20 protein-coding genes and 1 tRNA gene are annotated in these 21,191 nt (G+C 62.9%); 7 read left to right on the top strand and 14 right to left on the bottom strand.

Annotated features, from left to right (window positions below; translation table 11 throughout):
* The first annotated feature begins 672 nt into the window (after positions 1-672).
* Together D3260_RS16135 and D3260_RS16130 are read left to right on the top strand one after the other, a co-directional pair.
* Positions 673-942 carry a DUF4212 domain-containing protein gene (locus D3260_RS16135; protein ID WP_233544114.1) on the top strand — a complete coding sequence of 90 codons (270 nt, stop codon included), beginning with the start codon at positions 673-675 and terminating at the stop codon, positions 940-942.
* 4 nt (positions 943-946) lie between these two features.
* The gene (locus D3260_RS16130) at positions 947-2,719 is read left to right on the top strand and encodes a sodium:solute symporter family protein (protein WP_120099640.1); all 1,773 of its coding nucleotides are present in this window, start codon (positions 947-949) and stop codon (positions 2,717-2,719) included.
* A 146-nt stretch (positions 2,720-2,865) separates the two neighbouring features.
* Here D3260_RS16130 and D3260_RS16125 read toward each other — a convergent pair whose 3' ends face one another.
* The 4 genes from D3260_RS16125 to D3260_RS16110 are packed head-to-tail and all read right to left on the bottom strand — an operon-like array spanning position 2,866 to position 7,011.
* A complete protein-coding gene (locus D3260_RS16125) occupies positions 2,866-3,213 on the bottom strand; it encodes a hypothetical protein (protein ID WP_120099639.1) in 348 nt (115 codons plus the stop codon).
* Positions 3,213-3,845, bottom strand: a complete 633-nt coding sequence (locus tag D3260_RS16120; RefSeq protein ID WP_120099638.1) for a cytochrome c oxidase subunit 3 — start codon at positions 3,843-3,845, stop codon at positions 3,213-3,215. The genes D3260_RS16125 and D3260_RS16120 overlap by 1 nt, the downstream gene beginning before the upstream one ends.
* A gap of 17 nt (positions 3,846-3,862) precedes the next feature.
* The gene (locus D3260_RS16115; RefSeq protein WP_120099637.1) at positions 3,863-5,962 is read right to left on the bottom strand and encodes a cbb3-type cytochrome c oxidase subunit I; all 2,100 of its coding nucleotides are present in this window, start codon (positions 5,960-5,962) and stop codon (positions 3,863-3,865) included.
* Between the two features lie 14 nt (positions 5,963-5,976).
* Entirely contained in the window at positions 5,977-7,011 is a 1,035-nt protein-coding gene (locus tag D3260_RS16110; RefSeq protein ID WP_120099636.1) for a ubiquinol oxidase subunit II, read from the bottom strand.
* Positions 7,012-7,415: 404 nt separating this feature from the next.
* Here D3260_RS16110 and D3260_RS16105 point away from each other — a divergent pair, with 404 nt between their 5' ends.
* Positions 7,416-7,784: a YidH family protein gene (locus D3260_RS16105; RefSeq protein WP_120099635.1), complete on the top strand. Its 369-nt coding sequence runs from the start codon at positions 7,416-7,418 to the stop codon at positions 7,782-7,784.
* Positions 7,784-8,110: a DUF202 domain-containing protein gene (locus tag D3260_RS16100; protein ID WP_120099634.1), complete on the top strand. Its 327-nt coding sequence runs from the start codon at positions 7,784-7,786 to the stop codon at positions 8,108-8,110. The genes D3260_RS16105 and D3260_RS16100 overlap by 1 nt, the downstream gene beginning before the upstream one ends.
* Before the next feature lie 117 nt (positions 8,111-8,227).
* Here D3260_RS16100 and D3260_RS16095 read toward each other — a convergent pair whose 3' ends face one another.
* Entirely contained in the window at positions 8,228-9,391 is a 1,164-nt protein-coding gene (locus D3260_RS16095; protein ID WP_120099633.1) for an ATP-binding protein, read from the bottom strand.
* Positions 9,392-9,428: 37 nt separating this feature from the next.
* Complete coding sequence (locus D3260_RS17580) at positions 9,429-9,584, bottom strand: hypothetical protein (protein ID WP_158583578.1); 156 nt, start codon at positions 9,582-9,584, stop codon at positions 9,429-9,431.
* Between the two features lie 531 nt (positions 9,585-10,115).
* Between D3260_RS17580 and D3260_RS17575 the strand changes: the two genes are divergently transcribed.
* On the top strand, positions 10,116-10,532 hold the full coding sequence (locus D3260_RS17575) for a response regulator (protein ID WP_158583577.1): 417 nt from the start codon (positions 10,116-10,118) through the stop codon (positions 10,530-10,532).
* 92 nt (positions 10,533-10,624) lie between these two features.
* On the opposite strand, the gene D3260_RS16085 is transcribed toward D3260_RS17575, so the two are convergent.
* Entirely contained in the window at positions 10,625-11,416 is a 792-nt protein-coding gene (locus tag D3260_RS16085) for an undecaprenyl-diphosphate phosphatase (protein ID WP_120099632.1), read from the bottom strand.
* Between the two features lie 66 nt (positions 11,417-11,482).
* A complete protein-coding gene (locus D3260_RS16080; RefSeq protein ID WP_120099631.1) occupies positions 11,483-12,283 on the bottom strand; it encodes a GNAT family N-acetyltransferase in 801 nt (266 codons plus the stop codon).
* Positions 12,284-12,425: 142 nt separating this feature from the next.
* On the opposite strand from D3260_RS16080, the gene D3260_RS16075 reads away from it, so the two are divergent.
* On the top strand, positions 12,426-13,031 hold the full coding sequence (locus D3260_RS16075) for a class I SAM-dependent methyltransferase (RefSeq protein ID WP_120099630.1): 606 nt from the start codon (positions 12,426-12,428) through the stop codon (positions 13,029-13,031).
* A gap of 515 nt (positions 13,032-13,546) precedes the next feature.
* Here D3260_RS16075 and D3260_RS16070 read toward each other — a convergent pair.
* Together D3260_RS16070 and D3260_RS16065 are read right to left on the bottom strand one after the other, a co-directional pair.
* A tRNA-Ile gene (locus D3260_RS16070) sits at positions 13,547-13,622 on the bottom strand.
* Positions 13,623-13,726: 104 nt separating this feature from the next.
* Positions 13,727-16,054 (bottom strand): bifunctional diguanylate cyclase/phosphodiesterase, encoded by a 2,328-nt coding sequence (locus D3260_RS16065; protein WP_120099629.1) that lies wholly within the window; start codon positions 16,052-16,054, stop codon positions 13,727-13,729.
* A gap of 27 nt (positions 16,055-16,081) precedes the next feature.
* Between D3260_RS16065 and D3260_RS18200 the strand changes: the two genes are divergently transcribed.
* Positions 16,082-16,324, top strand: coding sequence for a hypothetical protein (locus tag D3260_RS18200; RefSeq protein ID WP_370456328.1), 243 nt, complete (start codon positions 16,082-16,084; stop codon positions 16,322-16,324).
* Positions 16,325-16,612: 288 nt separating this feature from the next.
* On the opposite strand, the gene rpoD is transcribed toward D3260_RS18200, so the two are convergent.
* From rpoD to rpsU, 4 genes are all read right to left on the bottom strand, one after another.
* Complete coding sequence (gene rpoD / locus D3260_RS16060) at positions 16,613-18,463, bottom strand: RNA polymerase sigma factor RpoD (RefSeq protein WP_233544112.1); 1,851 nt, start codon at positions 18,461-18,463, stop codon at positions 16,613-16,615.
* Between the two features lie 98 nt (positions 18,464-18,561).
* Positions 18,562-20,352 carry a DNA primase gene (gene dnaG / locus D3260_RS16055; protein ID WP_120099627.1) on the bottom strand — a complete coding sequence of 597 codons (1,791 nt, stop codon included), beginning with the start codon at positions 20,350-20,352 and terminating at the stop codon, positions 18,562-18,564.
* A gap of 69 nt (positions 20,353-20,421) precedes the next feature.
* Positions 20,422-20,865, bottom strand: coding sequence for a GatB/YqeY domain-containing protein (locus D3260_RS16050; protein ID WP_120099626.1), 444 nt, complete (start codon positions 20,863-20,865; stop codon positions 20,422-20,424).
* A gap of 99 nt (positions 20,866-20,964) precedes the next feature.
* Positions 20,965-21,180 (bottom strand): 30S ribosomal protein S21, encoded by a 216-nt coding sequence (rpsU, locus tag D3260_RS16045; RefSeq protein ID WP_037332947.1) that lies wholly within the window; start codon positions 21,178-21,180, stop codon positions 20,965-20,967.
* Positions 21,181-21,191 lie beyond the last annotated feature (11 nt).

Genomic DNA, 21,191 nt, shown 5'->3' with positions numbered 1-21,191 from the left:
CGAACAGCCGTCGGGCTACACCGAGCCGGTGCTGCATGCCCGTCGGCGCGAGCACAAGGCCCAGCGCGCGGGCGGCTGATCGCGCAGCGCGAACCCGATATGACAAAGCCCGGCTTCGGCCGGGCTTTTTTGTGCTCGGTCGTAGATGTTGAAAACGTGATCGGCCCAGGGCCTGTTGATGTGTCGTGCGAGTCCGCGCCAAGTGCGCCCTGAAATTGACGATGGGCGGCAAGACGAGGCATAGCAGGCATAGCGTGTCATTCTGCGCCAGCCTGCTAGAACCCTGTATTGCCGTCGTGTTTTTGATTTTGAGGCGCTTGTCCCTTCGGGTTGGGCCGCCCATGAAAAATCGACGATGGGCGCCCTGCGACTCGCGCCTTGCAGGACACGATTTGTGGCGCCAACGCGGCGCTCGAACGAAACATCAACAGGCCCTAGGGCTGTATTTCTCTCGGCACGCTCCGCGCGACCGTCGGTTTTGTCGGTTCCGAATCATTCACGATCAGGCGGTATAAGAGGCTGCGCGAGTTCTGATCGGATATCGGTTTCATAATTCATGATTCCCGAAAAATAGCTTCAAAATACACCATAAAACCTAGATAAATGTCGTATTGAGCGTGCTTCGAGTGCCGTGGAAATTGGCGATTACCATATCCACAAGAAAAAAAAGCCGTGCGTGATTCGAAACACTCCCCGGCACGGGCCTATTGGCGTGCCAATCTCCGTCTGCTGTCGATGCTGCTCATTGTATGGTTCGTCGTGTCCTATGGCTGCGGCATTCTGTTCGTGGACACGCTCAACCAGGTCCAGCTCGGCGGTTATCCGCTGGGTTATTTCTTCGCGCAGCAGGGCGCGATTTATGTCTTTGTCGGGCTGATCTTCTTCTATGCCTGGCGCATGAATGCGCTGGATCGCCGCTTCGGCGTCTCGGAAGAGGACTAGGGCGATGGATACGCAAACGTGGATCTATCTCGCCGTCGGTGGCAGCTTTGTTCTGTATTTCGTGATTGCGATTCTTTCGCGAGCCGGCAGCACCGACGATTTCTATGTTGCCGGCGGCGGCGTCGGCCCGGTCGCCAACGGCATGGCAACGGCTGCGGACTGGATGAGCGCGGCCTCGTTCATATCCATGGCCGGCCTGATCGCTTTTCTGGGTTACAACGCTTCGCCTTATCTGATGGGCTGGACCGGTGGATTCGTTCTGCTGGCTCTGTTGCTCGCGCCGTATCTGCGCAAGTTCGGCAGTTTCACCGTGCCGGCGTTCATCGGTGCCCGCTACGACTCGAACGTGGCGCGGTCGGTGGCCATTCTGTGTCTGATCGTGGCTTCGATCACGTATGTCATCGGCCAGATGAAAGGCGTGGGTGTGGCCTTCGGCCGTTTTCTCGAAGTGGAATTCGAGACCGGCGTGCTCATCGGCATGGCTGTGGTCTTCGTCTATTCCGTGCTCGGTGGTATGAAGGGGATCACGTACACACAGATCGCCCAGTACGTGGTGTTGATCTTCGCGTTCACGGTGCCGGCGATCTTCATCTCCATCCAGCTGACCGGCGTGGCGTTGCCACAGATCGGGCTCGGTGCCCGGCTGGCCGATGGCAGCGGTCTTTACCTGCTCGACAAGCTCAACGCGACCATCACTGACCTTGGATTCGACCGGTTCACCGATCCGGAACATTCGACGCTCAATATCGCGCTGCTGACGCTGTCCCTGATGCTTGGCACGGCCGGTCTGCCGCACGTCATCATCCGGTTTTTCACGGTGCGGCGGGTTGCCGATGCGCGTAAATCCGTCGGCTGGGCGCTGGTTTTCATCGCTATTCTCTATACGACCGCACCGGCGGTTGGCGCGATGGCCCGGCTCAATCTCATGCAAACGGTCCAGAGCGCCCCGGTCGGCGCGGCCAATGCCAATCTGGATTATGCGGCGCGCCCGGACTGGTTCCGGACCTGGGAGAACACCGGGCTTCTGGCGTTCGAGGACAAGAACGGCGATGGGCGAATCCAGTACTACAACGATAAGAATCCGGCCTTCGCTGACGAAGCAGCGGGCTACGGCTGGGCGGGGAACGAGCTGACGACGGTCGACCGCGACATCATGGTGCTGGCCAACCCGGAGATCGCGAACCTGCCGGCCTGGGTGATCGCGCTGGTTGCAGCCGGCGGTGTCGCCGCGGCGCTGTCGACCGCCGCCGGTCTGTTGCTGGCTATCTCCTCGGCCATATCACACGATCTGCTCAAGAGTATGGTCATGCCGCAGATCAGTGAGAAAGGCGAGTTGCTTGCCGGCCGCCTGGCCATGATCGGTGCGATTCTCGTGGCCGGTTATCTCGGCATCAATCCACCGGGGTTCGCGGCCGAAGTGGTGGCGCTGGCCTTTGGTCTGGCGGCCTCGTCGATATTCCCTGCGCTGCTGCTCGGTATCTTCTACAAGCGCATGAATCGAGAGGGGGTGATCAGTGGCATGCTGGCCGGCCTGGGCACCACAATCGCTTATATCTTCTTGTTCAAGGGGGTCTTTTTCATACCCGGTACGAATCTGTTCCCGGACACGGCAACGTACTGGTGGTTCGGCCTTCAGCCGGAGGCCTTCGGTGCAATCGGTGCGGCCATCAATTTCGCCGTGGCTTTCGGTGTCTGTGCCGTGACACGGCCGCCGAGCGCCGAACTACAGCGTCTGGTCGAATCGATTCGTTCGCCGGGACAGCTAAAGACGGACTGAGCCGGCCGCGTCATCATTGTGTATGGGCAGCGGCGGACCGGTGGTCCGCCCGTCGATCGGTCTGATCGTGCGCGCCTCACGGGCACAAAAAACCCCGCCCGGTTTACCCGGGCGGGGTTTTCAAACGGCGGACCGGCCGCGCGAGGCTAACCGGCGCCGAGCATGACGCGCATCTCAAGATGATGGAACATCCAGATGGTCAGCACGATCGCGATGAAGAACAGCGGTATCGTGGCCGCGGCAGAAACCGTGTGCCAGATCATGGCCTTCGACGTATCGAGCTTGAACAGGAAATACAGCTGTCCGATGACGGCGATCAGGGCGAGTACGCCGATCCAGGTCAGGGTGGCCAGCTGGCTCATGTCCCCGACGACCGTGATCAGACACGACGCGATCATGACGCCCATCGCCAGGATGAAGGCGAAGACGTATTTCGGCGTGCTGCTGGCCTGAACCTCGGGATGATCGAGCGGATGTTGGTCGTGGTGTGCCATCAGCTGACTCCCATGAGATAGACGAAGGTGTAGACACAGACCCAGATCAGGGCCTGGAAGAACCAGAAGATACGCAGGTTGATGAAACGCCCGACGCTGCCTTCGGTGAAACCATCACGCGCGATCTGGATCATCAGTGCGGCCATCCAGATGAGGCCGAAGAAGACATGCGCGCCGTGGACCCAGATCAGTGTCCAGAAGTCCGAGAGAAAGGCGCTGGCCTGCGGCGTGGCGCCGTCAAGCGCCAGCCGTGCGAATTCCGCGGCCTCGTCGAGCAGGAAGAACACGCCGAGTGCCAGCGAGGCCCCCATCCAGCGCAGCGTGCCGGCCTTGTCCTCGCGCGACAGGGCGACGCTGGCAAAGCCGAACAGCAGCACGCTGAGCATCAGGATGAGGGTCGGCAGCAGCGCTGTCACCGGTTCGATGACGTCGCCGGCCGTGATGTCGCTGGTGCCGTAGGCGTTTAGATACACGCCGTGGGCTGCGAACAGCCCGGCGAATATCATGGCGTCGCTCATCATGTAGAGCCAGAAACCGATCGAGCGCAGACTGATCGAGTCGTGATGATCCGGCTCGGTGGCATAGAGCTGGATATCGCTGGTGTCCGAGACCTTGTTCTGATCAATAGACATTGCTTGCTACTCCGTGACTAGCCGTGGGCCGGGCTGTCGGTTCCGGCATCGCCCATTTCGCCGGTCTGATGGACGTTGTCCTGTGCGGCGCGATCCACGGACTTGAGCTTCTCGCGCTCGTAGGCTTCGACGTCCTCGGCCGGGATGTTGTAGTCGATGTCCTTCTGGAACATCCGGAAGATCAACACCGCCGTGATGGCGATGATCGAGCCGAAGAACATCCAGCCGATACGCCACGTGCCGGCAAAGCCGAAGATGATGAACAGCACACCCAGCACGACCGGAACCATCGAGTTCTTCGGCATGTGGATCGATGTGTATTTCTCCGGTACCACGCTCGTCACGCCGTGTTCACGACGCCAGGCCCACTCGTCGTTGGAATGGACGATCGGCGTTGCCGCGAAGTTGTAGAACGACGGCGGGCAGTGTGCGGCCCACTCGAGGCTACGCGAAGTCTCCCAGGCGTCCGAGGTCGTGACCTTATTGCGTTCGCGATCCCGGAAAGACACATAGATCTGGAGCACGAAGGCGGCAACGGAGGCGATGTAGAGCGCAATGCCTACCACTTCCAGTGCCAGCAGCGGCCACCAGGACGGATGCGCGATGTAGTCGAGACGTCGCGTCATGCCCAGAAAGCCCAGCGCATACATCGGCACGAAGACGAACACTGAGCCGGCCCAGAACAACCAGAAGAAGATGTGGCCAAGGCGCTCGTCGAGACGGAAACCGAAGGCCTTGGGCCACCAGTACGTCACGGCCCCGAAGATCGCGAAGGCGATGATCAGGAACATGTTGTGGAAATGGGCGACCACGAACACGCTGTTATGCGAGACATAGTTGATCGCCGGGATGGCCAGCATCATGCCGGTCATACCGCCGCCGATCAGCAGCAGCACCGCGCCCAGGGCCCAGAGCATCGGGGTCTCGAGCCGCACGCGACCCTTGTACATGGTGAAGGCCCAGTTGAAGACCTTCACGCCGGTCGGGATGCCGACCAGCATCGTGGCCACCGAGAAGAAGGTATTGACCTCGGGGCCGGCGCCCATGATGAAGAAATGGTGCAGCCAGACGAGCCAGGAGACGCCGGCGATACCCATGGTCGCGGCGATCATGCTGGTGTGGTTGAACAACGGCTTTTCCGAGAACGTCGGGATGATTTCCGACAAAAAGCCGAAGGCCGGCAGAACGACGAAGTACACCTCCGGGTGGCCCCAGAGCCAGAACAGGTTGGTGTACATCATGAAGTTGCCACCGCCGTCGGCGGTGAAGAAATGCGTGCCGATGTAGCGATCCAGGGTCAGCAGGAACAGGGCTACGGTCAGCAACGGGAACGAGGTCAGGCCGATGATGTTGGTGGCCAGCGTCGTCCAGGAGAAGATCGGCATGCGCATCAACGACATGCCCGGGGCGCGCATCTTGAGGATCGTGGCGATCAGGTTCAGCGCGCCCAACGTACTGCCGATCGAGCTGATCTGTATCAGCCATATCCAGTAGTCGACCCCCACGCCCGGTGAATGATCGAGCTGTGTCAGGGGTGTCAGGCCCACCCAGCCGGCATGCGAGAACGAGCCGACGAACAGTGAGATCATGCACAGCGCGGCCGCGGCGGTGGTCAGCCACAGGCCGACGGCGTTGAGAAACGGATAGGCCATGTCCCGGGCGCCGATCTGGATCGGCACGATCAGGTTCATGAAACCCACGAGGATCGGCGTGACCGCGAGCAGGATCATCAGCGTGCCGTGCACGGTGAAAATCTCGCTGATATGGAATGGGGTCAGATAGCCGTGGACGGCACCCAGAAAGCCGGGAGAATCCGGGCCGACGGCCATCGCCTGATGGGTCCGGATCATGGCGGCCTCGAAGAAGCCGCGGAACAGCATGATCAGGCCGACGATGATGTACATGATGCCGATCTTCTTGTGATCGACCGTCGTCAGCCAGTCATGCCAGAGCCAGCCCCACTTCTTGAAGTAGGTCAGGGCGGCTACCGTACCGATGCCACCGATCACCACGAGGGCGAAGGCGAACATGATCCACGGATTGTTGTAGTGCAGGTCGAGGATCATCGGCAGGCGCCCGAACAGCGCGTTCGATGGTCCTTGTACGTCCATAAACATAGTGTCTGCCGCCCTTATCGATCGGGAGTGTTCTGGGGCTCGTCGGCGGTCGTGCCGTCCGGGCTCGACTCTGCGTCACCCGTGCCGAAGCGTTGCTCGAATTCCGGCGACGTCATCTCTTCGGAGAACCGCATCGGCCACTTGATGTTCAGCTGACCCGTGTTGACCGCGTGGATGGTCTTGCGCAGCAGATTCGGTTCGACATCGCTGTACATCTTCCAGGCGTTGCCGGTGTTGATCGTCGGCTGTGCGAACTGGAGGAACTGTTGCCAGTGCATGCGGTTGCCGGAGGCCTGAGCGCGCTGGACCCACTGGTCGAACTGCTTCGGCTTGACGACCTGCATCTTGTAGTTCATCCACGAGAAACCGGGCCCGGAGAACTCGGTCGAGAAGCCCTGGTAAGTGCCGGGACGCTCGACATAGAAATTATGCTTGGTGCGCATCCCCGGCATCATGTAGATCTGGTTGACGACCTTGAGCACGTAGAAGTCGTTGGTCACGGTCGTGGACGTCAGATCCATCTCGATCTTGCGTCCGGTCGGCACCACCAGGCGGTTGGCCAGGGCGACGTGCTGATCGGGATAGATGAACAGCCACTGCCAGTCGGTCGAGATGACGTCGATATGCAACGGTTTCTGACCGCCATTCTTGGCCGTGACAGAGTCGAGCGCCTGCGGACTATAAGGCTCGACATCCTTGACGCCCTGATAGCTGAAGTAGGACAGCACAGCGACCAGAAGCAGAGGAATGCCCCAGACGATGACTTCGATCGGAATCGAGTGGTTGTACGTCGGGTCATATTCGCCGCCGCCACCGCGCCGATAGCGCCAGAACGTCCAGATCACCAGGGCGGTGGCCGGAACGATGATGATCAGCAGCAGCAGGACATCGACGACGAGATAGTAGATCGATGCGCGCGCGATCGGGCCGTTGGGATGAAGAAACCACAGCGGATCCTGGACGGGACTATTGCTGCAGCCGGCCAGAACGGCGATCAGCAGCAGCCCCAGAAAGGCCCTGAGTCCGGAGCTTAGATTACCTATTTTCATGGACACACGATTCCACGGTTGAGCGAAGCCGGCCGCCGGGCGACCGCATCTCGGGCGTCGGGCGAACGGCTTTCGATGCCACCGATCGCGGCGGTGTCGCGCAACCGTTCTCCTTGCGCCTGTCTCGCTTACGCTGTTAGACCTTAGTCGGATGCGTCAGCGGGTGTTCATAGTGCTATAGATCGCGCCGGTCGTCCATTGGCGGATGGTGGTCGGCCACCGCGTCACCGGCCTCGATGCACCGGTGCGCGAGCCCTGGCGCGGGGATCACTTGATGTGTCGTGGGCGGTGCGATCCAGCCGTCGCACCGCATGACGCGGTCGGGCTGGTTGTGGTGGCGTTTGGGCGTGATCCGGATCAGGCCGCATACTAAGCGTCAAGGCATATCGATATTCCAGCAACGCATGAGCGAATCCGACGAACCGGCCAAGGAGCACGAGCCCGATTATCGGTTCACGCTGGCCAACGAGCGGACTTTTCTCGCCTGGATCCGGACCGCGCTGGCGTTGCTGGCCGGGGCAGTGGCCATCACGCAGCTGGTGCCCGATTTCGGTATTCCCCATGCCCGTGAGCTGCTGGCGGCCATGCTGGCGATATTGAGTGTGGCGGTGGTTGCCGGCAGCGCGCTGCGATGGCGGTCGGCCCAGAGGGCCATGCGGTGTGATGCACCACTGCCCTCGACGTTATTGCCGTGGTTGCTGGCCGGCGGCGTGGTCATCGTCGGGGTGCTGATCATGGCGTTTGCGCTGACATACGGTGTCAACGGCGCGTGATGTCGGATCCGGTCGTATCCCAGGATGGACTGCAGGCCGAGCGTACCGATCTGTCCTGGTCACGCACAGCACTCTCCTGTGCGGTCAACGGCGGTCTGCTGCTGATGCAGCATCGTCTGACGGGGCCGCTGTGGCTCCAGGGGATCGCCGTGGGCCTGGCGCTCGCGTTGTTCGTGTTGACGCTGACGATGAGCCGGCGCCGTCGACGGGTTCTCGTGCAACGGCCGTTGCCGTCTCCGCTGGCCGCGCCCGGGGTGGTCGGCAGCCTGACGCTCGGCACGATACTGCTGGGGATTGCGACGTTGGCGCTGGTGCTCGTGGGATGACGCGGGCAGCTCTGGCACCCGCCTGATCGCGTCGCGCCGGTCATCCACCGTGATCGGGTGCCTGTGGTCGTACGACCGATGCAACGAACGTTGACGGGCTGGCCTGTTGGGTGGTGGTCAGGCCGAGACTGTCTGTGTGTCGGGGATCTCGGCCAGAGCCAGTGGCAGATCGAGTACGAAGCAAGCGCCTTCGGCGGCCTGGGTGTCAAGCCACAGTTTGCCGTCGTGGCTTTCGGCCAGCGCACGGGAGATTGACAGCCCCATACCCATGCCGTCGTGTTTGGTGGTCTCCATGCTGTTGAAGATGCGCTGAGCTCGGTCGGCGTCGATGCCCGGGCCGGTATCGCTGACGCGAACGCGCACCGTGTCAGTGCTGGCCACGGTGTCGACGTCGATGCTCAGCACGCGTTTGTCGGCATCGTTCATGGCATCCAGCGCGTTGTTGAGCAGGTTGACGAGAATCTGTTCGACCTGATGCGGGTTGCCCTGAAGCGTCGGCAGTTTTGCTTGACTGCCGATGCGGATATCGACATCGAGTTTGCGGGCGCGACGCTCGACCAGGCCCATGCAATCCTCGACCACCCGCATGATGTCGAATTCGATGCGAGGCGTCTTGCCCTTGCCGGCCATGCTGCGTGCGCTGGCCACGATGTTGTCGGCCCGCCGCGCCTGGCTCACGATATGGTCGGCGAGGCCGGTGATTGCCTCCGCCGCGGGGTCATTGCGCAGCCGGCGTTTGAGCACGCCCGCATAATTGATGATCGCGGCCAGCGGTTGTCGAATCTCGTGCGTGAGCCCCGCGGCCATTTCGCCGAGCCGGGCCATGCGTTCGCGATGATCGCGAAGCGCATCCGCCGGGTCGAGAGGGCCGTGATCGTCCGTGGTTTCGCTCGAGTGCCGCGTTTCGGTTTCGTGGAAGCTGACGAAGACGCCGACGACAGTGCCCTCGTTGAGATGCGGCACGGCCTTGAGCCGTAGACGATCGGTACCACCGCCCTCCGGGCTGCTGCAATCGAGCTGGGCCTTGAGGCTTTCGCCGGAATCGACGGCGCGCTTGAGATATTCGTCGACGGCCGGGGAGCACACCCCCTCGAAGAAATCCCCGGCATGACGATTTTTCGGCGGTTCGCCGAAGCGTCGATCGAACTCGGTATTCGTGAGCCGGAACCGGCGTCGTGTATCGAGATAGGCCACGGCCTGATCGGAGATGTCGGCCAGAAGTTGCAGCTGTCGATGGACGTATGCGGCGTCCTCTGTCGGCTCGAACGTTTCCGATGCCATGCCGGTGGTCTCCCTCTGGGTTGTTCATGCGTCGAAATCAGCCGTACCCGGCACGGGCGATCGGCAAGTCCGTCTTGCGGTGAATATTGCCAATCCGGCTGCCTGCGGGCCAGCGCCGGGCGTGTTGTTGCCGGACGGGGGCGGCGGGCATCGCCGTATCGACCTCAATCGCGCCGACGTCTCGGGTATTCATGTTAAGGCCTGTTTTCGCAAGACAAGGCATCGGGCGCGTACGGCCGTCATTCTCGCGTCGCGAACGACAACGCCGGATTGTGGAAAAATGATCGCCGTCCCGTCGGGTTGCGCCCAAAAATCAAAAATACGACGGCAATCCAGCGTTCTAGCACGCTGGCGCAGAATGACACGCTATGCCTGCTATGCCTCGTCTTGCCGCAAAACAGCGTTTGGCGCGGACTCGCACGAAACCTCAACACGCCCTAGGGGAGATTGCATAGGCTCGACAGCCCAACCAAGGCCGGGCGGTGCGTCGCGCCGGCTCTATGCGTTTTCCCGTATCCGGGTCGTGTGGGAACTCCGTCAGGATGCATCGGGACAAGGCGGCTCACGTGCAGTCATTTGTCTATTGCGGCAGTCTTGGGGCGCGTCGCTGGGCGCGGTCGTCCGGATTGCACCTTGCGAGACGCCGGATGCCGGCGGTTCACCGCCCGGTATGTCAGACACGGGTGGCCACTTTTCCAATCGAGCAGTCCAGGTCATGCCATCGATGCGAAAGACGACACGGATCGCGGTGATCGAGGACGACGACGGCTTTGCAGCCTCCGTGCTGTCGCTGCTGGCATCGGACGGATTCGGCGCGGAGCGGTTTGCCTCGGCCGAGGATTTCCTCCGCGCTTCGGCGGCCGGCGCGGCTTTCGATTGCCTGATCATCGACTGGGTTCTGCCGGGCATGAGCGGCGAGTCGCTCTGCCGGCAGCAGGCCGCGGAGACGCCGTTGGTCAATCTGGTGCTGATGAGCGGCCAGCACGGCCCTGAAGCACTCGCCTCACCGGGGCCGCGTGCGATGTCGTTCCTGCGCAAGCCCTTCGATCCGGAGCATCTGCTGGATCTGGTGACGGCGACGCCCGCCGCGACGAATCATGCCGGTCGGCTCGATTCGCCGGTGGCTGCCAGCGGCGACTGACAGCCCCAGCCTTCGCACGATCGTTGATGTCGCGCGGCCGGGCCCGGCCGTGGTCAATCACGCGCCTGTCGAGCCGGCGGCTCTGTCGAGCATCAGGCGCCGAGCCAGAGCAACAGTGCCGCACCGAAGATGATGCGATAGATCGCAAATGCCGTGAATCGATGGCTCTGGATGAACGTCAGCAACCATTTCACGGCAACAAACGCCACGATGGTCGAGACGATGAAACCGACGCTCACCGCGGTCCAGTCCACATGAGCGGCGGCATGCGGCGCATGCAGTTGCTTGAGCAGCTCGTAACCGCTGGCCGCGAACATCGTCGGGATGCCCACCAGAAAAGCGAACTCGGTGGCCGCACTACGATTATTGGTGCCGGCCAGTAGTGCGACGAAGATCGTCGCTCCGGAACGTGAGGTGCCCGGAAACAGCCCGGCGACCATCTGCGCCAGGCCGACCAGGATAGCGACCGTCCAGGTCACGCGGGCCGACTCGGGGCGCCGGGCGGCGATCTGTTCGGCGCCGATCATCCAGATGCCGCCGATGATCAATGCCCAGGCCACGCCGTGGATTTCCGTGGGCAGCTGGAAGCCGGTCTTGACCGCGATCAGCCCCAGAACTGCCGTGATCAGAAATGCCGTGGCCAGCTTGGCCAGGTAATCGCGCACCCCGGGGTCACGCCAGCCGGTGGCCAGTTGTACCAGCCGCGCCCGATAGATCAGGCACACCGCCAGGATGGCGCCGGCCTGGATCACGATATTGAACAGATCCGAGCGCTGGCCCAGCCAGCGCTCAGCGATCAGCAGATGACCCGTACTTGAGATCGGCAGAAATTCTGTAATGCCTTCGATGATGCCCAGCAGCACCACGTTGATCAGATCGCCCACGTCGTCCTTTGCCCTTTGATAAAAGGGCACAGCTTACAGGGCGTGGCCAGGCCGCGGCCGCTGTCTTTATAACGCAACGCGCGCCAGCCGCCGACCGGGCGTGGCCATGTCTTTCGGCGCGCCCAGAAAATGCCGGGCATAGCGGGGCGTCAGCGCGCCGAGATCGAGATGCATGAAGACATCGGCGACGTTGAAATCCGGATCGTGACAGGGTGGCCCACCGACCCGCGCGCCAATACGCAGATATGCCTTGATCAAAGGCGGCAGGCAAACAGAGCCCGGCAGTGCCTCGGCGGCAGGCGGCAGCTGTCGATACGGTCGTACGCGTCGGGTGGCATCGCTGGCGGCCTGTGCGTGGATGCGTCGACAGATCGCATGCGCGTGGCCGAGGCCATCCCGGAGATCGATACTCGCGCAGCCGATCAAATGATCGTAATGATCGCTGCGCACCAGCTCGGCAAGGCCCGACCACAGCGCCGTGATGGCGCCGCCGTGGCGATGTTCGGCGGCGACGCACGTGCGCCCGATCTCGAGAAAGCGGCCAGGGCAGGCCAGTACCCGATCGATATCGAACTCGTGGGCCGAGTAGAAGCCGCCGGCCGCGATTGCCGCCTCGTGCGTGAGCACGCGGGTACTGGCGACCATTTCCCTGGTATGGGCATCGCGCACGATCACGTGCAGGCAATACGCATCCAGCGCGTCGGTTTCACGGTTCGGCCCGCCGTGGGCTTGAGCGCCCATTTCCGAGACGAACACGCGATGCCGCAGGGCGAGACTGTCCTCGAGGTCGGCATCGGTCTGGGCGAAGCCGTAGGCGAAACGGCCGGTGCGGTGCAATCGATCCAGTAGCGGTAATACGGCGGACATGGCGATCTCCGCGGGTTGAACTGCCGCCGATTGTGGTCAGGACGCATGATGGTCCGATGACGCCGCCGTGAACGGTTCATGACGCCTGCCGCATGCCGGCGATTGTCATCGACCGGTCACGTCGCCGCGGTTAGCTGATGCCATGAATACGCGAACCGCTCCCTCGTTGTCCGATTTCACGACGCTCTGGCGACTTTGGTTGACCAAGCCGCGCCAGATCGCGACCTGGGCACCGAGCAGTGCCGCCGTCGGTGCGGCATTCGTCGACGCTGCGACAGCGGCGCCGGATGGCCTCATCGTCGAACTCGGCGCCGGCACCGGTCCGATCACGGCAACGTTGTTGGCCGCGGGCCTCGATCGGAATCGCCTGATCGCAGTCGAGGCCGATCACATCCTGCATGCCAGATTGTGCCGGCGCTTCGGCCCGGCGGGCATGCTCTGCCTTGATGCACGCGCGCTGGCGCCCACGATCGCGCGTTTGCTCCGCCGCCGCGGACACGAGCACGTCGGTGCGATCCTGTCCACGCTGCCGATTCTCAATTTCGATACACCGGACCAGCGGGCCGTGCTAGACGGCTGTTTCACCCACGCCGCGTCGAGCGCCTGTTTCACCCAGATCACCTATCTCCCGGGCTCGCCGGTACGCCGACATCGGCTCGAGCGATGGGGATACAGCGCCACGCGCTGGCGGCGCATTCAGCGCAACTGGCCCCCGGCAACGCTCTGGCAATATCGGCGTGAGCCGTAACGCGGCTCGATTCGGTCGGCCATCGTGCTGAGGCATGAAACCGCGCGATCATCGCCAGCACCCACTATGAAAATCGCGAGTGCGGCTGTGCGTCTCGCGCCTGAACAAGGTATGTGATCTGGCCAGAGCCGCTATCTTCTCATTGACGCGTTTTATAACCCGAACCGTCGCCATTGTGATGGGATGGTCAGGGCGTTTTTGAACAGCGCTGGTCTTGAGGAAGAGCGCCCATTGCGCCTGGCAAGTCCGCAAGCGATATGCTCTCGCAGAATCGGACCCGGCGAGATCGTCAGCCCGTGTCGATCACGGATGGCTATTCAGAGCCGAGGCAGAAACCGCACTCCCCCATGGGCCCGGTCTCGTGACTCGGTAGCGCCAAGCTCGACCCCTGGCCGGCGATGATCTGCCGCGACCGGTTGCCCTGTGGCAGGCCGCCGCCGTTTCCCACGGATGAGTCCGAGCGTTCAGTCGAGACGCTTACGTGCAGTACGCTCATCCCAGGTCACTGATCCGATTGGTGGGCCCGGTCGGACTCGAACCGACGACCAAGGGATTATGAGTCCCCTGCTCTAACCACTGAGCTACAGGCCCTGCGCAAGCGTTTGGCACTATACGCGGCGCGCCGATCGAGGCCAACCGTGATCGGTGCTGCACGCCAGCGTGTCGGACGACGGTGCGAGATCCGACCTGTCTTTTCAGAGTTCAGGGCGCGCGGCGGTGGTGATGGCCTCGCGCACGGCGGCCGGTATGGGCTGCGCGAGCCACTCGGTCAGATCCTGGGGCGTCATGGGTCGGGCCAGGAAGAAGCCCTGGATGGCGTCGACGTCGTGCGCGGCGAGGAACTGCAGGGTCTGGGCGTTCTCCACGCCTTCGGCGACAACGCTCAATCCGAGTCGGTGTCCCAGGCTGATAATCGCATTGACGATGTGCTGGTTGGCGGTAGCGCTTTCGAGCGTCTGCACGAGTGACTTGTCGATCTTGAGCTCGTCGGCACTGAGTTGGCCGAGCTGCGAGAACGAGGAGTAGCCGGTACCGAAGTCGTCGACGGCGATGCGCGCGCCGTATCGTTGCAGATGGGCGAGGTTGGCGCGTGCGGCAGCAGGTTCGCGCAGTATGGCGCTTTCCGTGACTTCGAGCGTGATCGCGCTCGGCGTGCGCGCGGTACGCAGCACGGGTTTGATCATCCGAGGCAGATCGTCGTTGGCGATTTCATCGGCCGAGAGATTGAGTGCCATGCCGAGGTCGATGCCGGCAGCCTGCCAGGCGCTCAGCTGGCTCGCCGCCGCCTCGCAGACCCAGCCGGTAATGGTGTCGATCTGACCGGAGCGCTCGGCCAGGCCGATGAATTCGTCCGGTGGTACGAAGCCGAGCGTCGGGTGCTGCCATCGTACGAGGGCTTCGACGTGCGCGATCCGGCCGGTCGCCAGATTCAGCTTGGGTTGATAGACGAGAGACAGTTCGTCGCGGGCCACGGCGCGGGCCAGGTCTCGGATGATCGTCAGCTCGCGGTTCTGCTGTTCGTCCATGCCGGGGTGATAGAACACGAGCGTGCCGCGATGTTCGACGGCCTGTCCGAGGGCGATCGTCGAGCGACGCCAGACGGTCTCCACGTCGTCGGCATCCGCAGGACTGAACAGGGCGCCAATGGCGAATTCGAGCTGTAGCGTGGTGCCGGCCAGGGGCATCGGCTGTTCGAGCGTTTCGCGTACGCGCTGCCAGCGTTCGTGCAGCCCGGACTCCGTTTCGATGTTCGGGCACGCGATCAGGAAGTCGTTGCCTTCGGTGCGCGCGACGAACGAGTCGTCGTCGGTTGCCTCGCGCAGGCGCTCGGATACGGTCTGGAGCGCGCGGTCGCCGAGTTGATAGCCCAGCGCGCTGTTGATGCGTTGAAACCCGCGTACCGCGAGCCGGACGGCGACGAAGGACTGGCCCTCGCGCAGCATCCGGTCGAGATGCTCGCGGGCGAGCCCGCGATTGGGCAGGCCGGTAAGGGCATCGTGGCTTGCCTGATGTCGAACTCTGGCCTCGCGCTCGCGCACCGCATCGCGCATCTCGGTCAAGGCGGTGGCCAGCTGATCGAGCTCGCCGATGCCACGACTGGGCGGCGGGTTGGAGTATTCGCCGTCGGCGACCGTGCGTGCGAACCGGCTGAGTTGGTCGAGCGGCGCCGAAAGCCGGCGAGACAGCCAGAACGCCAGCAGGCCGCTGGCTGCGAGTGTCGCGATGAAGATGAATATCAGACGACGCGCCAGGGCGTAATAGCCGGTCAGGACTTCGCCGTTGGGCAGGCTCAGGCGGACATCGAGTCGACGGTCGCCGGCATCGAGCAGTGTGCGTCGCAGTGTGACGTGCGGAATGTCTTCATTCGGTGCGGTGTCCTGTTCGTCGCTGGATACACGAAAGACCGGTCGCCCGTGGTGCGAGGCGATGAACGTCACGCGCAGGCCGGTGAGCATATGCAGCGTGCGGGCCAGCTCGCCGTCGATTGCGAATCCCATGCCGGCCCAGGCCAAGAGATGATTGTCCCGGATGGGGACGATGACGAACTGTGCGGGGCGGTTGTGAATCATCACGAGACCGCTACTGCTACCCGCGCGTCGGGCATCATCGATGAGCGGATCGAGTGTACCGCTGGGCCCTTGAAGCAATCGGCCGCCGCCGACGGAATCGCGCAATCGGCCCTCGGGGGACAGCAGGACCGAGACGTCGGCATGCACGCGCTCGTTGAAATGCTGCAATGCGCTGTGCAGGGTGCGCTGCTCGCCGAGGCTAATCGCGGACTTGAAGTCGGGGCTCGAGGTGAGGATATCGACCATGAGCGAGAGCTGTCGGTCCCGTTCGACCATGAACTGCCGCATCACCCGGGTGCCGACCACCAGGCTCTGGTCGGCCTGATGCACGGCGCGCAGGTAGTTCAGGCGCAGTACCGCGAGTGCGACGCTGCTTTCCGCGATCAGCGCGAAGATCAGCAGTGCCACGAACATGCGGGCGCGTAGCCGAGTGAAGTTCCGCAATAGGCGCATGCTAGCGTTCTGGATCCGGCACGCGCCGTGGCATGCCCCGTGTGCGGATTTTCAGGCGGGTATCGAGGTATCGCGCGTGCGGTTGGCCGTTCGCATTGGCGCCGGGCGCGGCGGCGATGTGGGCTCGTGCCTGGCAAGCTGTGTCAGCGCGCGTCATGCGTGGCGCGGGCGGCTGTCGGGCTGATGGAACTGGTGACGGCGGTTCAAGCAAGAGTGTGGGCCCGAAGACGCATGTGCAGCCGGCGATCGCTGGGCGAGACGGTCCAGTGACCGTATGACGATGGCATGCCGACCGCATGATGGCTACAACCTCGCGCCCGGGCCGTGGATACGGCCGTGGTTTGTTTGAACACACGTCCCCCCGAATACAAGCTCGGCATACGAACTGACTGTATCCCAATTGCGCGTGCGCAATCGAGGTGTGATCCGACAAAAACACGGGCAACGTGCCTGCCAAACGTCGCGATGCGGGGTGTTGCGACGCATGCGCTGCCCAAAAAACTGCCCCGCGTCGTCCGACGCGGGGCAGTTGAACAGACAAGCGTTGTGTCGGTGCGTCTATTCGTCAAGAAAGCTCTTGAGGAACGTGGCACGCGACGGATGGCGCAGCTTGCGCAGCGCCTTGGCCTCTATCTGACGGATACGCTCGCGGGTGACATCGAACTGCTTGCCGACTTCTTCGAGGGTGTGGTCGGTGTTCATGTCGATGCCGAAGCGCATGCGCAGGACCTTGGCCTCACGCGGTGTCAGGCTGGCCAGCGTGTTGTGCGTGGCCTCGCGCAGTGATTCGCCCGACGCGGAGTCGTCCGGCGCGATGGCATTGATGTCCTCGATGAAGTCGCCGAGGTGCGAATCCTCGTCGTCGCCGATCGGCGTTTCCATCGAGATCGGCTCCTTGGCGATCTTGAGGACCTTGCGCACCTTCTCTTCGGGCATTTCCATGCGCTCGGCCAGTTCCTCCGGGGAGGGTTCGCGGCCCATCTCCTGGAGCATCTGCCGCGAGATGCGGTTGAGCTTGTTGATCGTTTCGATCATGTGCACCGGGATACGAATGGTGCGCGCCTGATCGGCGATCGAACGCGTGATGGCCTGACGGATCCACCACGTTGCATAGGTCGAGAACTTGTAACCGCGGCGGTATTCGAATTTGTCGACCGCCTTCATCAGGCCGATGTTGCCTTCCTGAATGAGATCCAGGAACTGCAGACCACGGTTGGTGTATTTCTTCGCGATCGAGATCACCAGACGGAGGTTCGCCTCGACCATCTCCTTCTTGGCGCGGCGGGCCTTGGCCTCGCCAATCGACATCTTGCGGTTGATTTCCTTGATGTGATTGACGTCAAGGGAAGACTCGGTCTCGATTTCGCGGATCCGTCCCATGTGCCGCACGATATCCTCGCGCCGGCTCGCGATCGTCGAGGAATAACGACGTTTGGCACGGATCAGCTTGTCCAGCCAATCCTCATTGGTGATGTTCTCGGGCAGCTGTCGCACGAAGTCGCGACGCGGCATGCCGGCCTCGTTGACGCAGATGCGCAGCATGTCGCGTTCCGCGCTGCGGATGTCGATCATCGCCGTGCGCAGCTGCAGCGTGAGGTCGTCGGCGGTCTTGGGTACGAGCTTGAAGCGCATGAAATGCGTGGCCAGGCCAGCCAGCGCCACTTCCGTCTGCGCATGTTCACGGCCCTTGTCCTCGAGACAGGACACGGCCTGGGCATGCAGTCGCTTGAGCTCGGCGAACTGGACATTGGCCTCTTCCGGATCAGGACCGTCATTGCTCGGCGCCGCCGAGCTGGTCTCTTCCTCGTCTTCGTCCTCGGCCTCTTCTTCGGCCTCGGGGGCCTCGGCGGCTTCCGCTTCTTCCTCGTTGGCGACAATCGGATCGCCGGTATCCGGGTCCACGAAGCCCACGATGAGATCCGACAGACGCTTGTCGCCGGCATCGACCTGTTCCCACAACTCGAGCAGCCGCCCGGTGGTCGCCGGGAAATAGGCCAGCGAGTACATCATCTCGGACAGGCCTTCCTCGATGCGCTTGGCGATGCGGATCTCACCCTGGCGATCGAGCAACTCGACGGTGCCCATCTCGCGCATGTACATGCGCACCGGGTCCGTGGTGCGCCCGAACTGCGGATCGAGCGCGGCCAGCGTGGCGGCGGCTTCCTCGGCATCGTCGTCGTCATCGTCGTTGACGGCATTGCCGTCGATCGACAGATCGTCCTCATCCGGTGCCTGCTCGTGCACCGTGATGCCCATGTCGCTGATCATGTTGACGATGTCTTCGATCTGCTCCGGATCGACGATATCGTCAGGCAAGGTATCGTTGACCTCGGCGTAGGTGAGATACCCTTTCTGCTTGCCGTGGGCGATCAACAGCCGAAGCTGGGATTTCTTGTCTTTGCTGCTCATGTGACTCGCTGCGTTTTGAATCTGGGGCAGGGCGAACTCGGCGATAACCCACCATTCTAGCATCGGCGCCTGGGGGCGGCGACGCGAACGACGCGGGTTCAGGTTTCGATGTCGCCCTGTAGCTGGCTCAAGACGTCCTTCAACTCCTGTGCAGCCGCTGCATCCAGCGGTCCGCTTTCCTGCTTGGCGATCAACGCGTTGTAGCGTTGTCGCAAGGTTTGTCGCGAGCGACGCTGGCGCGACAGCCGGGCGATGGCATCGTTGAATTCGGCGGCCCGCTGTTCCGTGTCACCCGGTGGCTGTTGTGATGCCAGCGTCTGAAGTCGCGAAAAGAATCGGTTGTCCCGATGGCGTTCTAGCCATCGTGCAACGGAGACATTTGGGTTTTTTTCGAAAAAGTCAATCGCCTCGGCCAGAATTTGCGCGCCCGGATTGTCGTGATCGTTGAGGTCCGCGACCGCGTGATGCGCCTGGGCGGCGAGCGTGGTGTCGGCGAGTAGCAGTGCCAGGGCCCGTGTGATCGGCGAGACACGGGCTGCTTCATCGGCCGCCGCGGTATGCGACGTGCCGGTACTCGTCGACGCCGAGCGCGCCGCCGGCTGCGCACTCTGGCCGCCGTCGGCATACAACGTACGCAGATCGTCGGCCGGCAGACGCGACAGGGTGGCGATCTCGCCGATCAATTCGGCCCGGAATGCTTCCGGTGGGAGCGTGTTGATGGGCTTGCGCGCGCGCTCGATCAATTCGGCGCGGCCATCGGCACGGCTCAGGTCGAGCCCGTCGGTGAGCGAGTCGAGCAGAACTTCCGAGGCCGGTCGTGCCGCGTCGATGGCGGCCTGCATGGCCTCGCGCCCGTTCTCGCCATGTACGAGCGTGTCGGGGTCCTCGCCTTCGGGCAGAAACAGGAAACGCACCCGACGTGCGCCGCGCATCACCGGCAGGCTGATCTCCATCGCGCGGCGGGCCGCCCGCACACCGGCCGAATCGCCGTCGAAACAGAACATCACTTCCTGTGTATGACGAAACAGCGTGGTCAGATGGCTCGCTGTGGTGGCCGTGCCGAGCGTGGCCACGGCATTGGGAAAGCCGTGCTGGGCAAGCGCGATCACGTCCATGTAGCCTTCGACGACGAGCAGGCGGGGCAGATCGCGCATCGCCTGACGTGCCTCGTAGAGGCCGTACATCTGGTCCGACTTGTGGAACAGCGGCGTTTCCGGAGAGTTGAGGTACTTGGCCTTGTCGTCGCCGAGCGTGCGTCCGCCGAAGGCGATGGTGCGCCCCCGGGTATCGCGGATGGGAAACATCAGGCGATTACGGAACCGATCGAACCAGCCGCCGTTATCGCGCTCGATGAGCAGGCCCGCCTCGGAGGCGGCCTTCTTGTCCGGCATGCGTCTTGTCAGATCGTCCCAGGCGTCGGCGGCAAAGCCCAGGCCGAAGCAGCGTGCCATGTCGCCGGTCACGCCGCGTTCTTTCAGATAGGCGATGGTCTCCGGACTGTTGCGCAGCGCCTTTCGATAATGGCGATCGGCCCGTTGCATGGCTTCGAGCAATGGCGCACGCGGCGGGCCGGTCGGTTTGTCGTCCGTCTCGTCGGTGGGCAGGGTCATGCCGGCCGCCTGGGCCAGGACATCGACGGCATCACGGAATTCGAGCCGGTCGTATTCCATCAGGAAGCTGATGGCCGTGCCGGTCGCGCCGCACCCGAAACAGTAATAGAACTGCTTGGTCGGGGAGACCGTGAACGACGGTGTGTTCTCGTCGTGGAAGGGACAGCAGGCGCTGTAGTCACGCCCGGCTTTCTTGAGCGAGACGCGTGCATCGATCAGCGAGACGATATCCGTCCGCTCCAGCAGCTGATCGATGAAGGACTGGGGAATACGCGCCATGGGCACCGGATCGCCGCCGGCCCGCGTCGCGACACACGAGTCGGCGCGTGCGTCGCGGCGGCCTGCGGTCTATTGCAGTTTGGTCTTGAGTCGGGCGCTGACGTCGGACATGTCGGCCTGGCCGGCGAGTTCGGATTTCAACTGGCCCATCACCTTGCCCATGTCGCGCATCGATTCGGCGCCGGTATCGGCGATCGCGCGGTCGATGACGGCATCGAGCTCGGCATCCGACAGGCGAGCCGGCAGGTAATGCTCGAGAACGGTGATCTCGGCGCCTTCGGCATCCGCGAGTTCGTCCCGGCCGGCGTCGCGATACTGGGTTTCGGCATCGCGCCGCTGCTTGATCATCTTCTCGATCACGGCCAGCACCCCGGCATCGTCCAGGGTCGTGCCTTCGTCGATCTCGCGCTGTTTGACGGCGGCCTGCGCCTGGCGGATCACGGCGAGACGCTCCTTGTCGCGCGCCCGCATTGCGGACTTCATGTCATCCGACAGCTGTTCTTTGAGATTCAAGGAGATCCTCCTGGAAGAGACGGACAAAAAAACAGCGGCTCGAGGCCGCTGTTTTCAACGATCAAGCCTGATCGATGACGTGCCAGTGATCGCGTGCGATCAATACTGGCGCGTGAAACGCTGCTGCTCACGCTGCAGACGCTTGGCGTGCCGCTTCACGGCCGCCGCACGCTTGCGCTTGCGTGTCTGGCAGGGCTTCTCGAAAAACTCGCGACGGCGTACTTCGGTCACGACGCCGGCTTTTTCGCAACTGCGCTTGAAACGACGAAGCGCGACTTCAAACGGCTCGTTCTCTTTTACGCGTACGCTAGGCATTGAGCATCACA

The sequence above is a fragment of the Salinisphaera sp. Q1T1-3 genome, assembly GCF_003602005.1.
Classification (GTDB): Bacteria; Pseudomonadota; Gammaproteobacteria; order Nevskiales; family Salinisphaeraceae; genus Salinisphaera.
The sequence above is the reverse complement of the archived record's forward strand: the minus strand, read 5'-3'. Positions and strand labels throughout refer to the sequence as shown.

What these genes read in the sequence shown, in the direction of transcription:
- D3260_RS16065 (WP_120099629.1), bottom strand. Translation starts at nt 16,054, where the DNA reads ATGCGCCTATTGCGGAACTTCACTCGGCTACGCGCCCGCATGTTCGTG.
- D3260_RS16100 (WP_120099634.1), top strand. Translation starts at nt 7,784, where the DNA reads ATGTCGGATCCGGTCGTATCCCAGGATGGACTGCAGGCCGAGCGTACC.
- dnaG (WP_120099627.1), bottom strand. Translation starts at nt 20,352, where the DNA reads ATGGCGCGTATTCCCCAGTCCTTCATCGATCAGCTGCTGGAGCGGACG.
- D3260_RS16130 (WP_120099640.1), top strand. Translation starts at nt 947, where the DNA reads ATGGATACGCAAACGTGGATCTATCTCGCCGTCGGTGGCAGCTTTGTT.
- rpoD (WP_233544112.1), bottom strand. Translation starts at nt 18,463, where the DNA reads ATGAGCAGCAAAGACAAGAAATCCCAGCTTCGGCTGTTGATCGCCCAC.
- D3260_RS16080 (WP_120099631.1), bottom strand. Translation starts at nt 12,283, where the DNA reads ATGTCCGCCGTATTACCGCTACTGGATCGATTGCACCGCACCGGCCGT.
- D3260_RS17580 (WP_158583578.1), bottom strand. Translation starts at nt 9,584, where the DNA reads ATGAATACCCGAGACGTCGGCGCGATTGAGGTCGATACGGCGATGCCC.
- D3260_RS16075 (WP_120099630.1), top strand. Translation starts at nt 12,426, where the DNA reads ATGAATACGCGAACCGCTCCCTCGTTGTCCGATTTCACGACGCTCTGG.
- D3260_RS16110 (WP_120099636.1), bottom strand. Translation starts at nt 7,011, where the DNA reads ATGAAAATAGGTAATCTAAGCTCCGGACTCAGGGCCTTTCTGGGGCTG.
- rpsU (WP_037332947.1), bottom strand. Translation starts at nt 21,180, where the DNA reads ATGCCTAGCGTACGCGTAAAAGAGAACGAGCCGTTTGAAGTCGCGCTT.
- D3260_RS17575 (WP_158583577.1), top strand. Translation starts at nt 10,116, where the DNA reads ATGCGAAAGACGACACGGATCGCGGTGATCGAGGACGACGACGGCTTT.
- D3260_RS16115 (WP_120099637.1), bottom strand. Translation starts at nt 5,962, where the DNA reads ATGTTTATGGACGTACAAGGACCATCGAACGCGCTGTTCGGGCGCCTG.
- D3260_RS16105 (WP_120099635.1), top strand. Translation starts at nt 7,416, where the DNA reads ATGAGCGAATCCGACGAACCGGCCAAGGAGCACGAGCCCGATTATCGG.
- D3260_RS16095 (WP_120099633.1), bottom strand. Translation starts at nt 9,391, where the DNA reads ATGGCATCGGAAACGTTCGAGCCGACAGAGGACGCCGCATACGTCCAT.
- D3260_RS16125 (WP_120099639.1), bottom strand. Translation starts at nt 3,213, where the DNA reads ATGGCACACCACGACCAACATCCGCTCGATCATCCCGAGGTTCAGGCC.
- D3260_RS16120 (WP_120099638.1), bottom strand. Translation starts at nt 3,845, where the DNA reads ATGTCTATTGATCAGAACAAGGTCTCGGACACCAGCGATATCCAGCTC.